Origin of the sequence: Roseibium salinum (assembly GCF_026240905.1) — a bacterium.
Classification (GTDB): domain Bacteria; phylum Pseudomonadota; class Alphaproteobacteria; order Rhizobiales; family Stappiaceae; genus Roseibium; species Roseibium salinum.
On record NZ_JAPEVI010000003.1, the window covers coordinates 3,470,696 to 3,484,243 of the forward strand.

12 protein-coding genes are annotated in these 13,548 nt (G+C 63.6%); 5 read left to right on the forward strand and 7 right to left on the reverse strand.

Going from position 1 to position 13,548, the window contains the following annotated elements; translation table 11 throughout:
• Window positions 1-167 precede the first annotated feature (167 nt).
• From ON753_RS20605 to ON753_RS20620, 4 genes are all read right to left on the reverse strand, one after another.
• Window positions 168-1,694 carry a YifB family Mg chelatase-like AAA ATPase gene (locus tag ON753_RS20605; RefSeq protein ID WP_265964986.1) on the reverse strand — a complete coding sequence of 509 codons (1,527 nt, stop codon included), beginning with the start codon at window positions 1,692-1,694 and terminating at the stop codon, window positions 168-170.
• 177 nt (window positions 1,695-1,871) lie between these two features.
• A complete protein-coding gene (locus tag ON753_RS20610) occupies window positions 1,872-2,099 on the reverse strand; it encodes a hypothetical protein (protein ID WP_265964989.1) in 228 nt (75 codons plus the stop codon).
• Between the two features lie 125 nt (window positions 2,100-2,224).
• Window positions 2,225-3,349, reverse strand: a complete 1,125-nt coding sequence (locus ON753_RS20615; RefSeq protein ID WP_265964991.1) for an MFS transporter — start codon at window positions 3,347-3,349, stop codon at window positions 2,225-2,227.
• 7 nt (window positions 3,350-3,356) lie between these two features.
• The gene (locus tag ON753_RS20620; RefSeq protein ID WP_265964993.1) at window positions 3,357-4,391 is read right to left on the reverse strand and encodes a hypothetical protein; all 1,035 of its coding nucleotides are present in this window, start codon (window positions 4,389-4,391) and stop codon (window positions 3,357-3,359) included.
• A gap of 164 nt (window positions 4,392-4,555) precedes the next feature.
• Between ON753_RS20620 and ON753_RS20625 the strand changes: the two genes are divergently transcribed.
• Window positions 4,556-5,464: a LysR family transcriptional regulator gene (locus ON753_RS20625; RefSeq protein ID WP_265964995.1), complete on the forward strand. Its 909-nt coding sequence runs from the start codon at window positions 4,556-4,558 to the stop codon at window positions 5,462-5,464.
• Window positions 5,465-5,561: 97 nt separating this feature from the next.
• On the opposite strand, the gene polA is transcribed toward ON753_RS20625, so the two are convergent.
• The 3 genes from polA to ON753_RS20640 all read right to left on the reverse strand — a co-directional run bounded on the left by polA (window position 5,562) and on the right by ON753_RS20640 (window position 10,378).
• Window positions 5,562-8,546 carry a DNA polymerase I gene (polA, locus tag ON753_RS20630; protein ID WP_265964996.1) on the reverse strand — a complete coding sequence of 995 codons (2,985 nt, stop codon included), beginning with the start codon at window positions 8,544-8,546 and terminating at the stop codon, window positions 5,562-5,564.
• 56 nt (window positions 8,547-8,602) lie between these two features.
• Entirely contained in the window at window positions 8,603-9,634 is a 1,032-nt protein-coding gene (locus ON753_RS20635) for an acyltransferase family protein (RefSeq protein ID WP_265964998.1), read from the reverse strand.
• Window positions 9,635-9,862: 228 nt separating this feature from the next.
• The gene (locus ON753_RS20640) at window positions 9,863-10,378 is read right to left on the reverse strand and encodes an FxsA family protein (protein ID WP_265964999.1); all 516 of its coding nucleotides are present in this window, start codon (window positions 10,376-10,378) and stop codon (window positions 9,863-9,865) included.
• A gap of 238 nt (window positions 10,379-10,616) precedes the next feature.
• On the opposite strand from ON753_RS20640, the gene ON753_RS20645 reads away from it, so the two are divergent.
• From ON753_RS20645 to ON753_RS20660, 4 genes are read left to right on the forward strand one after another with little or no spacing between them, the layout of a single operon-like run.
• Window positions 10,617-11,339: a Tim44/TimA family putative adaptor protein gene (locus ON753_RS20645; RefSeq protein WP_265965001.1), complete on the forward strand. Its 723-nt coding sequence runs from the start codon at window positions 10,617-10,619 to the stop codon at window positions 11,337-11,339.
• A gap of 2 nt (window positions 11,340-11,341) precedes the next feature.
• Complete coding sequence (gene mltA, locus ON753_RS20650; RefSeq protein WP_265965003.1) at window positions 11,342-12,571, forward strand: murein transglycosylase A; 1,230 nt, start codon at window positions 11,342-11,344, stop codon at window positions 12,569-12,571.
• Window positions 12,572-12,574: 3 nt separating this feature from the next.
• A complete protein-coding gene (locus ON753_RS20655) occupies window positions 12,575-13,144 on the forward strand; it encodes a Smr/MutS family protein (protein ID WP_265965005.1) in 570 nt (189 codons plus the stop codon).
• A 4-nt stretch (window positions 13,145-13,148) separates the two neighbouring features.
• Window positions 13,149-13,520, forward strand: coding sequence for a helix-turn-helix domain-containing protein (locus ON753_RS20660; protein WP_265965007.1), 372 nt, complete (start codon window positions 13,149-13,151; stop codon window positions 13,518-13,520).
• Window positions 13,521-13,548: the final 28 nt, after the last annotated feature.

Sequence of the window (13,548 nt, forward strand, 5' to 3'; positions counted from 1 at the left end):
GCCCGGCGTCCCGCGCCGGGCGTGCATACTGACAGTCGTGCGGTGGCCAGTGTCATCGTCCACGAGTTGGAAATCCTCGGCAGCCGCGGCATACAGGTCCACCGCTACGGCGCGATAGGGCGATGCAATTCCCACAACGACTGGTCGAACGCCAGCATACCAAAAGATCATGCCGCCTGCCGGGACATGTCCTGGCCGCGGTAGCTGAGGGCTTCCGCCAGATGGATGCGGCTGACCATGTCCTGGCCGTCGAGATCGGCCAGGGTGCGCGCCAGTTTCATGACCCGGTGGTAACCGCGCGCGCTCAGTTGCAGCGTTTCGGCCGCGTTGCGCAGGAAGTCCAGTCCCTTGGCGTCCGGCCTGGTCATGGTCTCGACGATGGAAGCCGGGGCCTGGGCGTTGGTGCGGCAGGTGAGGCCAAGCTCGAGGAAACGCTGTTGCTGGATCTTTCTTGCTTCCAGGACCCGGCCCGCCACGGCGGCGGAGGGCTCGGCTGCCGCCGGGCCGATCAGGTCCGCGGCGGTGACCGCGGGAACGTCGATCCTGACATCGATCCGGTCGAGGAACGGTCCCGAAACGCGGGATTGATAGTCGCTCACGCAGCGCTCGCCCCGGCGGCACTGGTGGCCGGGCTCGCCCGCATGGCCGCAGCGGCACGGGTTCATGGCCGCCACCAGCTGGATGCGGGCGGGATAGGTGACCCGGTGGTTGGCGCGGGCGATCACGGCCTCGCCCGATTCCAGCGGCTGGCGCAGGCTGTCGAGCACCTGCGGGTTGAATTCCGGCAATTCGTCCAGGAAGAGCACGCCGTTATGGGCAAGCGAGACCTCGCCCGGCCTGGCGCGGATGCCGCCGCCGACAAGCGCCGCCATGGAGGCGGAGTGGTGCGGCGCGCGAAAGGGGCGGCGGTCGGTGAGCTTGCCTTCGGCCAGTTCCCCCGCAAGGGACGCGATCATGGAGACTTCCAGAAGCTCGCGCGGGGTGAGCGGCGGCAGGATCGACGGCAACCGGCTCGCCAACATGGATTTTCCCGATCCGGGAGGACCGGTCATCAGGAGGTTGTGGCCGCCGGCCGCGGCGATTTCCAGCGCCCGTCTCGCGCTTTCCTGGCCCTTGACCTCGGCAAGGTCCGGCAGGGCGCCCGGGCGCGCCTGAAGTTTGGCGGCCGGACGGGAGAGCACCTGCGTGCCCTTGAAATGATTGGCAAGCTGGATGAGCGAGCGGGGCGCGAGAATATCCATGTCGGCATCGGCCCAGGCGGCCTCTCCGCCGCTTGCCTCTGGGCAGATCAGGCCCTTGGCGAGGGCATTGGCGCCCATGGCGGCGGGCAGCACACCGGCGACCGGAGCCAGCGTGCCGTCGAGCCCGAGCTCGCCAAGCACCACATAGCCTTGCAGGAATTCCGCGGGAATCGCGCCGATTGCCGTCATCACGCCGAGCGCGATCGGCAGATCGTAATGGGAGCCTTCCTTGGGCAGGTCGGCAGGCGCGAGGTTGACGGTGACGCGTTTTGCCGGAAGCGCCAGGCCGGAGGCGGAGAGGGCGGCGCGCACGCGCTCCCGGCTTTCCCCGACGGCCTTGTCGGGCAGGCCGACCACGTTGAAGGCAACGGCGCCCGGTCCGACATGCACCTGCACGTCCACCGGCACGGCCTCAATGCCCTGAAAGGCAACCGTCGTTATCTTGCTGACCATGCCCCAGCCTCAACTTTCAGATGAGGATCAACCAACCATATCTCGCCAAGGGATGCAAGAACAAAGGCGGAACGCGCACGCGCTGCAACGCCTTTCAGGTTAGGCAAAGGTCCCTGGCTTGTCCGGGCTGTTCCGAACCCCGCATGCCGGGGCGCCGCCAGCCGCACGGGCCGATGATCAGGACGCCAGCGTGTGCCAGGTCCGGCCGCCGGAATAGCCGCGGGCGCGGGAGAGGATCTCGTCCAGGTACTCGGGAACACAGAACCGCTCGCTGGTCATCAGCCGGTTTGCTTCCAGCCATTCCGAAACCAGCTCGATCATCTTGTCCGGATCTTTTTCGAACATGGCACGGCACAGCTCGACGTCGAGCTGAATGTTGTTTTCTTCTATGTCGGTCAGGATCATGGTTCCGGTCGTTTTTGTAATATCAATCAATGCGTGCTTGAAGGATGCTCGCAATTTCCGGGACTTGCCACAAAATATCGGTTATGCGCCGTCGAGCGTTCATAATGGACTGTTATGGACGTCCCTCAGTCTGCGGACCTGAACACGGCAAGCCCGCAGCACAACAGCCCGGCAGCCACGAACAGCGCGGAAAGCCCGACGACGGGAATCAGAAAGCCGCTGATGACCGGCCCGATGCCCTGCCCCAGCGAAATCAGGAAGAAGGTGAAGCCGAAGCCGATCGACGGTGTCTCGCGGAAGATCCGCATGCTCCACATGCCGAACAGGGCGGTCATCACGATGAAGCCCGTGCCGAAGCTTGCGGCCGAGAGGTAGATGCCGAGTTTGGTGCCGATCAGCAGCGGCAGGGCGGCCACGGCGGCCCCGACCGCGATCGCCAGCGTCCGGTAGGTTCTGCGCAAGCCCCACCGGTCGACCAGTCCGCCGGCAAAGCAGCCGGTGACGCCGGACATGCCGAGCACGATCCAGAACAGGATGGAATCGCGCGGATTTCCCGTCAGGGCCCATAACAGTTCGACAGCATAGGTCCAGTAGACCGCCGTCACCACCCCGAACAGCAGGGCGGCAATGAACAGCGGCCTGGCGGTTTTGTGCAGCAGGAACCGGATCGACACCGCCGCCGCGGTCTTGCCGGAGCGGATGTGGCGGTTGGGCAGGGTGAACATGTTCCAGACCGTGATGACCAGCGCGAGGGCGGCAAAGATCATCCAGGCAAGACGCCAGTCTTCGCCCGCGTAAAGGGCGAGCGGACCGGCAAGAGCCACGCCGAAACCTGTGCCCGAATTGATCCAGGCATAGATCGAGTTCTGCCGGCGGGGCTCCGTATGGCGGACGATGACATCGGAAAAGGGCGGATAGGCGAGGCCAGGACTGGTGCCGGCCACGAAGACGCCGACGGCCAGGATCAGCGGATCCGGGGAAACGGCGATGATCGCCATGCCCGAGGCCGCCGCCAGGCCGCCCAGGAGGATCGGCAACCGCGGCCCGACGACGGTGGACAGCCATGAGCCGGCAAAGGTCGCGGCCAGGTAGCCCAGATAGGACGAACCGGCGATCAGCCCGACCGTTTCCGGTGACAGGCCGAATTCCTGACGGATTTCGGGCAGGAAAAGGCCGAAGCAATAGCGTGCGAGGCCGTATGTGGCGGCCACAATGGCAAGGCCCGCAGCGGTTAGACTACGGGCCTTCACGGTGCTGTCAGATCCGGCGGGAGAGCTGGAAGTGAAGTGTCTCGTCATCAGTCAGGGTCTCGCCGGTAATCTCGAAATGTCCGCCGTGCCGCCTGTAGTGGCGATACTGATCGAGGTTCAGTTTCAGGCAGAAGTTGGAAACGTGCAAGTTTCTTCCCTTGATTGTACTCGAAAATTCTTCGCCAAGGATGGCGACCTGCGCCGTCTGACCGTCGTGGAAGGTCACGGGCAGGAGAAAGAACCGGTTGACCGACGGTGCACTGCGGTCCACCGCCTGTTCAAAGGCGATGCGCGAAAAGCGCTGCATGGCGGGGTGCGCGTAAAAAGCCGGGATGTTTTCGATGTGCCGGTCCGCGTAAAGCTGGCTTTCCGACAGGAGATAGTCGCCGGGCCGGGCAATGTCGCGGAGCCACTGGTTGACGACGAACGGATCGTCATTGCCTTCCTGAAAGCCGAGCATGGTGATGAGCGCGGCCGGCCCGTCGTCTTCCACCGCATCGCTCAGTCGGAAGGCATCGAAAGACGTGGTGACGAATTCCAGCGGCGTGTCGGGCAGAATTTCCTCAAGAGCCGCGCGCATATGGGCGCTCGACATCGGATTGATGTCGACGGCGATGTAGCGGTCAATCTCGACCCCCAGCTCCAGCAGCGTCTTCACGATGAAGCCGGTCTTGACCGGCTCGGGACCCAGCTCGACATAGATCAGCGGCTTGCCGCTGAACGTCTCCGCAACCTTCGCGCAGATGTCCTCAAGGGCCCTGCGGAACGAACTGCCCGTTTCCGACAGGCGGCCGAGCGCGTGCGATCCGACACCGGCCTCGTTCAGTTCCCGCATCAGGCGGAACACCTCGTCGAGATGATCCGCCGAGGACTTCGGCCGTCCGGCATTGGTGTATTTCACCCGGTTGTCCTGGGTGACGATGCGGTCGAGACTGAATTCGGTATGTGAAGCGATTGCCCTATGCACCCGGCGCTGCAGGGACAGGGGTCTCTCATTTACATCCAGATGGTCCGGTTGGCCGATTGTAAGCGCGAGTGTCATATCGGGTACCCACTTTGATGAAAGAGACTCTCGGATTACGGGATATATTTTCCTAATATAAATTTATAATTGCAGCACCTCATAATAGAACGTTATGCTTGGCTGATGTTGGGGGACCGGGATCCGCAACGCCCGGATTTCGGATAAGACGGAGGCATTCGGGAATGACTATCGGCCGTTTTAACATTGAGTTGCTGGAGGCCTTCGTTGCTGTTGCAGAGGCAGGCAACGTAACTCATGCCGGATCCAGGCTGAACCGCACGCAACCTTGCGTAAGCACGCAGCTCAGACGGCTGGAAGATCGTGTCGGCAAACCGCTGATCGAACGCAATGCGCGCACCATGAACCTCACCCCTGCCGGACGTATCCTCTATCAGCATGCCCTCGACATTCTCAGGTCCCACGAGGAAGCGCGGCTGCGCCTGTCGGCACCGGAACTGACGGGAACGGTGCATGTAGGTTTGCCGGAATGGTACGCGACGGGCCAGTTGCAGTCGATTTTCTGCAACTTCGTCAAGATCCACCCGAACGTCAAACTGGAAATGACGGTGGCGGACAGCGCCACCCTCCACGACATGCTGGCCAACAACGACATCAACCTCGCCATCGCGCTGGCGGGACCCGGCCGGGCGAAGTCGAGCACGATCGTGGAAGAACCCCTGCACTGGGCCGCCAGCGAAGACTGCCCGCTGACCGATCCGCTGCCGCTGATCATGTTCCCCGAGCCATGCCCTTTCCGCGAACAGGCCTTCAGCGCCCTGGCGCGCGCGGGACGGCACTGGTACGAGCGCATCACCACGACAAGCGTCGCCGCCGCCCAGGTTGCGGTGATGTCCGGCGCCGGCGTCTGCTGCCTGCCGTCAGGCGCCATCCTGGACGGGTTCAGGGTCCTGAAGGAACAGCACGGCTTCCCGAAACTGCCGGGCACCGAACTGGCCATCTACACCCAGTCGAAAACCCAGTCGCCGATCGTCGATTACCTGGAAGAACATCTCAACGAACTCCTCCAGAACGTCACGGCCCAGCATTCGGCCCTGGCGGGAAAGACCCAGCCGGACCTCAGGGTGGTGTGAAAGACCTGCCGGACCGGCAGTCGCGAAATGTGCCTGCCCCGCTCCGAGCACGTCGAACGGGTGTTCGTCCGGACCGGCTGCTGCAATCCCCTTGCGCCTAATGTGCCTCGTCCCAGTTGTCCGCGGCCCTTGCATCGACCTGCAGGGGCACTGACAGCTTCAGGGCCGGGTCGCAGGCGTTTTCCATGACGTGGCGGATCACCGGGATGGTGTCCTCGACTTCGCCGTCGGGCACTTCGAAGATCAGTTCGTCATGCACCTGCAGCAGCATCTGCGCGTTCAGCTTCGAGCCCTGCAGCCTTTGCTCCATGCGCACCATGGCGCGGCGGAGAATATCGGCGGCGGAGCCCTGGATCGGGGCGTTGATGGCGGCGCGCTCATAGAAGGCGCGGTGGTTCGGATTGTTGGTGTTCACTTCCGGATAATGGGCCTTGCGGCCGAAGATCGTGGTGACATAGCCGTTGGCATGCACCAGCTTCTTGGTCTCTTCCATGTAGTCCCGGATGCCCGGGAACCGTTCGAAATAGGTCTTGATGTAATCGCCCGCCTCGCCGCGCGAGATGCCGAGCTGGTTGGCGAGACCGAAGGCGGAAATGCCGTAGATGATGCCGAAATTGATGGCTTTCGCCCGGCGGCGGACCATCGGGTCCATGCCTTCGATCGGCGTGCCGAACATTTCGCTTGCCGTCATGGCGTGAATGTCGAGCCCGTCGTCGAAGGCCTTCTTCAATTGCGGAATATCGGCCATGTGCGCCAGCACCCGCAGCTCGATCTGGCTGTAGTCGGCGGAGATCAGCTTGTGGCCCTTTTCGGAAATGAAAGCCTTGCGGATCTTGCGCCCCTCTTCCGTGCGCACCGGAATGTTCTGCAGGTTCGGCTCGGACGACGACAGGCGGCCCGTCGTGGTCGCCGCCAGCGCGTAGGAGGTGTGCACCCGCCCCGTTTCCGGGTTGATGTAGCCGGGCAGGGCGTCGGAATAGGTGGATTTCAGCTTCGAGAGCTGGCGCCAGGCGACGATTTTCGACGGCAGCAAATGGCCTTCGGCGGCGAGATCGTCCAGCACCTGGACGGAGGTCGACCAGGCGCCCGTCTTGGTTTTCTTGCCCCCCGGCAGGCCCATCTTGCCAAACAGGATGTCGCCCAGCTGCTTGGGCGAGCCGATGTTGAAGCTCTGGCCGGCAAGCTCGTGGATTTCCGCTTCCAGCCCGGCCATCCCCTGAGCGAAATCTCCGGAGAGCCGCGACAGCATCTGCCGGTCGACGGAAATGCCGCGCCTTTCCATGCGCGCCAGCACCGGCACCATCGGCCGCTCCAGCGTCTCGTAGACGGTTGCCATCCGGTCGGCGGCAAGGCGCGGCTTCAGGATCAGCCACAGTCGCAGGGTGACATCCGCGTCCTCGGCGGCATAGGCGGTCGCCTTGTCGAGCGGCACCTTGTCGAAGGTGATCAGGGACTTTCCCGAGCCGCAGATTTCCTTGAACGGGATCGGCTTGTGGCCCAGCCAGCGCTCGGACAACTCGTCCATGCCGTTGCCGCCCTTGCCCGCATCTACCGTATAGGAGAGCAGCATAGTGTCGTCATAGGGGCCGATCTCGATGCCGTAGCGGCTCATCAGCAGCCAGTCATACTTGAGGTTCTGCGCGACCTTGAGAACCGACCGGTCCTCGAGCATCGGTTTCAGGACCTCCAGGGCCTCCCTCAGCGGGAGCTGGCCGGCAATAAGGCCTCCGCCGCCCAGAAGGTCCGCCTCGCCGTCCACGTGGGCCAGTGGCACGTAGCAGGCCTTGCCGGGCTCGGTGGCGAGCGACAGCCCCACGAGATCCGCCTGCATGGCATCAAGCGACGTGGTTTCCGTGTCGAAGGCGACATAGCCCTTCTCACGGGCCGCGTCGCACCACTCCCTCAGCCGGTCGAGGCTGGTGACGGTCTCGTAGGCGCTTGAATCGACCGGGATCGCCTTGATGCTCTCGGCCCGGGCATCGGCCACGGTCTGCGGCACCATCATGCCCTCGTTGCCGGGCGACAGGTCGCCCGCAGCCTTTGCCGCTTCCGCGCCGCCCGGGGCTTCCCCGCGCTCCACCATGCGTCCCTTGTGGTCCGGAACGTCCCAACCCGGCACCTGGAATTCCGCCGCTTCGACGCTTTCCAGATCCGCGCCGGTCGTCTCGGCGACGCGGCGGGTCAGCGTATTGAAGCCCATCGTCTTCAGGAAGCTGATCGCTTTTGCGCCATCGATATGATTGACGAAGAGGTCGGTGACCGGAACTTCCACCGGCACATCCAGCTTGAGCGTTACCAGTTCCCTGGAAACGCGCGCCTGCTCGGCGAATTCGATCAGGTTTTCCCGCCGCTTGTTCTGCTTGATGGTCCCGGCCCGGGCCAGAAGCGTCTCCAGGTCGCCGAACTCGTTGATGAGCAGCGCCGCGGTCTTGAGGCCGATCCCCGGCACGCCGGGCACGTTGTCGACGCTGTCGCCCGCCAGCGACTGGACCTCGATGACCTTGTCCGGGCCGACGCCGAATTTCTCGAAGACTTCCGCCTCGCCGAAGATCTTGTTCTTCATCGTGTCGATCATGCCGACCTTCGGGCCGATGAGCTGCATCAGGTCCTTGTCGCCGGAGACGATCGTCACCCGTGCGCCCATATCCGCGGCCTGGCGGGCATAGGTCGCGATCAGGTCGTCGGCTTCAAAGCCTTCCTGCTCGATGCAATGCACGGAAAAGGCGCGGGTCGCCTCCCGGATCAGGCCGAACTGCGGCACCAGGTCTTCCGGCGGTTCCGGGCGTTGGGCCTTGTATTCCGGGTAAATGTCGTTGCGGAACGTCTTGGCGGAATGATCGAAGATCACCGCGAAATGGGTCGGCTCGTCGCCTTCTTCCGGGGTAAGGCCCTCCTGCAGCAGCTTCCAGAGCATGTTGCAGAAGCCGGAGACGGCGCCGACCGGCAGGCCGTCGGGCTTGCGCGTCAGCGGTGGCAGCGCGTGATAGGCGCGGAAGATGAAGGTGGAGCCGTCGACCAGGATGAGATGGTCGTTGGCGGTGAGGGCGGGGGAAGAATCTTGCGTCGACATGGCGCGGATCATGCCCGCAGCCAGCGCCGGAGAAAAGTCCTAAAGATGAAAATTCCGGCCCGCTCCCGTCACTCAGCCGCGGGCGCCTGTTTTCCGGCGGTGGATGTCCCTCTCAGGTAGGCCCATCGCGGCCGTTTGAACAGGAACCAGCCGAGATCGGTCTTGCGGATCATCCAGAACAGGATCATCGGGCTGACGGTGGCAACAATGGTGACGATCAACGAGATAGTGCCGGTATCCAGAACCCCGAGTTTCAGCAGAATGACGCGGGTGGCTCCCATGGGAAAGAAGAACGCCAGATAGATGACGATGGAGTTGGCGCCGAAATGGCGCAGGAAGCCGAGCCGCCCGAATTTCACGATCAATGCGCTGGTCAGGATGATGGCTCCGGCGCCCGCCGCGCCGAGCGCAAGCGAGACGAGCGGCTGCGCGGCCCAGCCGAGATAGACCAGGGCGCCGTTTATCCCGGCCCAGATCAGAAGAAAGCCGAGGCTCACGCCGATGCGCTCGCGCGCCCAGCCGGCGAGGGAAAAGATCTGCGGGGCGAAGATGTAGCCGGCATAGAAGAAAACGAACCGGTTGGCGAATTCGTCGACAAGCAGCCAGCCGGTATGGATCTGCGCGATTTGCAACACCGCGCCGGCGCCGAGCACCAGCGGCCAGGGCACGCCCTTTTCATGGGCCAGTTTGCAGACCACGAAGAACACCGGCAGCATGTAGATGAACCACAGCGTGCCGAATGGCTCGAAGAAACTGAGGAAATAGAACTGCAGCGTTCCGCTGGCTCCCATCTCATCGACGAAGACCGGTGCCTTGACGACAAACTGGATGGTCATCCAGAGCGCGTAGAAGTAAGCGAAGTGCACGACCTTCCGGTCGAGATAGAGCTTCCAGTCCCGATTGATGACATTGGCCAGGAACAGGCCGGAAATCAGGAAGAAGTCGGGCATGCGGAACGGTGCGGCAAAGGCCACGACGGGATGCATCCAGCCGGTTTCGCCGGCGGCGGCCTCGACGCCGAGGACGGAATGCATCATCACCACGAAGATGATGCAGATGCCCTTGGCCGTATCCACCCAGTCGACACGCTGTGCGCTCATGATGCCCCCGCCTTTGCCGGCACGACATGCAGATCGACCGCCGGCCCGGAGGAGCACTGTGCGTTCAGGCGAACGCAGGCAAGACGCTCTCCTGCGGGTGACCGATCAGCTTTTGACGTTCGATCGATTTCGACCGAACCTCCGCTGATCTACCGGGAACAGGTAAATATTACGCATACGCGGTCAGTCACGATTTGGTGACCGGGCGGGCCGGCGCGATTTTTCGGGTCAGGCCTTGTCCGAACCGTCCCGCCAGGGGCTGATCCTGGAGGGGTCGGGGCCCTTGGCGCCATCCGCGGAACCCTCGTTGGTGGCCGACCAGTCGCCCTCGTCCAGATCGACCACCCGCTCGCCCGGCTTGCCGGGGCGCCTGCCGTCCTGGACGATGACCACATCCGACCGGGAAACGATGAACCGGGCCAGGGCTTCGCGGACGGGCGGAACGAACAGGAGCAGGCCGACGGCATCGGTCACGAAGCCCGGAATGAGCAGGAAAATGCTTGCCAGAACAATCATCGCGCCCTGCATGACCTCGTTGCCGGGAACACGCCCTGCATCCAGTTCGCGCTGCATGCGCGTGAGCAGAGACAGCCCCTGCTGGCGCAGCATCAACGTGCCGGCCAGGGCGGTGACCACCGTCAGCAGGATCGTCGGAACGACACCGATCAGACCGCCCACCCAGATGAACACTGCTATTTCAATCAGGGGAAGCAGAAGGATGCCTGCAATGATATAAAATCCCACGGGAACTCCGTCGTCTGTTAGTCTGTTAGGCCCTAAGGTAGACATTCGGCCGCAAAAATGCGAGCAGGCAACCGCAGAATAACAGCGTGGCGAATATTCTGTCTTGCTCTTGGGTCTGGATGCTGGTTCAAGGACCCCCTAGATATGGACCTAACAAACATCAAGCGCGGAGCGGCGCTCACCTGATAGCTCAAGGGGGGCGGCTTCTACGGCCTGAGAAGGGTAGCCGGAACGTAAAATGAATGAGATTTTTGACCCACTGACACTTCTCCTCCTGGGACTTGCGGTTTTCATTCTGTTTAAGTTGCGATCCGTGCTGGGCAAACGCACGGGCAACGAACGTCCGCCCTTCGACCCCTATTCCAAGCCGGAGCAGACAAACGGCAAGGCCAACGGCCAGGACAACGTAATCCAGCTGCCGGACCAGGTGACGCACCAGCCGGAGCCGGCGGACCAGCGCGGCCGCGGCGGCGACGTCGTGATCGACAAGGTTGCCCCTGCCGGCTCCGCGCTGAACGGCGCCCTGAAGCGGATCCTCTCCGTCGACCGCAGCTTCGAGCCGGAGCAGTTCGTCGAAGGCGCACGCGCGGCCTATGAAATGATCGTCATGGCCTTTGCCGAGGGCGACAAGAAGGCTCTCAAGAACCTTCTGTCCCGGGATGTCTACGAGGGCTTCGTGAGCGCGATCGAAGACCGCGAGAAACGTGGCGAAACCATCGAGTCCACCTTTGTCGGCATCGACAAGGCCGAGATCGTCGAAGCCGCCCTGAAGGGCACCACTGCCCAGGTGACGGTGAAGATCCACAGCCAGCTGATCTCCGCCACACGGAACAAGGAAGGCGAGGTCGTCGACGGCGATCCCGCCAAGGTGACCGAGGTGGTCGATATCTGGACCTTTGCACGGGACACCACCTCCCGCGACCCGAACTGGAAGCTGGTCGCAACCGAATCCGCCGAATAGTGATGCCGCGAAAGGGGCGGACCAAGCGGTCGCCGCTGGCCGCCCTCTTTGCCGTCTTCCAGAAAGGCGCGGCATATGCCGCGCCGCTTTTCATTGCAGGAGCTGCCACCGCCATGCAGCAAGGCCCGCAGTTTCCGGAACATTTCGAACAGGTTTCCTATGCCCGTCTTGCCGATTGGGAAAGGGACGATCATTCAGCGGCCCTGGCCGGCTTCCTGCGCTTTTGCGGCAATCCCGGCGCGAACCGTGACGGCCCGGCCGGGCTGCAAGTGCCCCGGTCCAGCCTCCGGCAGCTCTGCCTGACGGCGGAACTCTTCCGCAACGAGCGGCCCGCCGGTGCCCGGGATTTCTTCGAAACCCATTTCACGCCATTCCGGATCACCGAACGGGGCTTCGTGACCGGCTATTTCGAGCCGGAAGTCGCAGCCTCGCGCACGAAAACCGCCGCCTTTCAGGTGCCGCTGCACAAGAAACCCGCCGGCCTTGAAACCGTGACCGAAGACAACCGGCCCGGGGACTGGCCGGACGGTCTGAGCCATGGCCGCCGGACCTCGGAACGGTTGACCCAGTTGCCGGACCGGGCCGCGATCATGGACGGGGCGCTGGACGGCGAAGGGCTCGAGCTGGTCTGGCTCGCGGATCCGGTCGATGCCTTTTTCATCCACGTCCAGGGCTCGGCCCGCCTGCGCCTTGCCGACGGTTCGGTGATGCGGGTCGGTTATGCGGGCAAGTCCGGCCACCCCTATACCGGCATCGGCCGCTTGCTGGTCGATCGAGGCGAAGGCACACCGGACGACTTCACCATGGCCGGCCTGCGCCGATGGCTGGCCGAGCATCCGGACCAACGCGATGCCCTGCTGAAGGAAAACCGTTCCTATATCTTCTTCCGCGAAGTGACCGAAACCGGCCCCGACCAGGGACCCATCGGTGCCGCGGGCGTGCCCCTTACGCCGGGGCGGAGCCTTGCCGTCGATCCGCGGCATCTTCCCTATGGCGCGCTCATCTACGTCACTTCGTCCTTTGCAGATCCTGAGGACGGCGGCCGGACCTTCGCCCGCCTGATGCTGGCGGAGGATACCGGATCCGCAATCAGGGGCCCTGCGCGTGGTGATATTTTCATCGGCTCCGGACAGGCGGCCGGCGACGTGGCGGGAGATATTCACCACCAGGCGGCGTTCACGGTTCTGGTCCCGAACTTGATGCTTCCGGCTGCAACGGCGGTGACGGACTGAACGATGGCGAAGCGGGGCAAAAAAGGGACACTGTCGCCGGAAGACCGGGACCTGTGGGGCAAGGTCACCAGAACGCTGACCCCGCTGCACCCGGACCGGGCAAAGGCCATCGAGGACGAGCTTGCCAAAGCCGTCGAGGCGCCGCGGAACGACAGCGTAAAGACACCGGCCACGGCCACCGCCATCAAGGCGCCGTCACCGGCCACGCAGCCGCCCGCGCCCCTGCCGATGCACCACCTGGAACACCGTTACCGCAGAAAGCTCATCCGCGGCGTGAAGACGATCGACGCCCGGATCGACCTGCACGGCCTCACCCAGCACCAGGCCCACGACCGGCTCCGCGGCTTCCTCTACCAGGCCCAGGCGCGCCAGGCCAAGGTGGTCCTGGTGATCACCGGCAAGGGAGGAGGCCCGGAACAAGCCTATATGGACGAGCGGGGAATTTTGCGCAGAATGGTGCCGCAATGGCTGTCGATGCCTGACCTGCGTTCCGTCGTGATCGGCTACGAGGAAGCGCATGCCAGCCATGGAGGGGCAGGGGCGCTTTACGTCCGCATTCGGAGAAAAAGGTAGGGCCGTGACACCGCTTGGCGCAAAGATCCGGGAACTGAGGGCGAAACGGGACGTGTCGCTGAAGGAAATGGCCGCGGCGCTGTCGGTCTCCAGCGCGTATCTCTCCGCGCTCGAACACGGCAAGCGCGGCAAACCCACATGGTTCCTGGTGCAGCGGATCATCACCTATTTCAACGTCATCTGGGACGAGGCGGAAGAAATCCAGCGCCTTGCGGAACTCTCCGACCCGCGGGTGGTCATCGACACGGCGGGCATGCACCCGAGGGCGACCGAACTGGCCAACCAGCTCGCGCTCAAGATCGGCGGCCTGTCGGAAGAATCCCTCAACACGCTCCTGCACCAGCTCCGGGTGGCTGCGGCCAAGGATGACATTTAGGGCCGGACCCGACCGGGGGAGCCAAAAG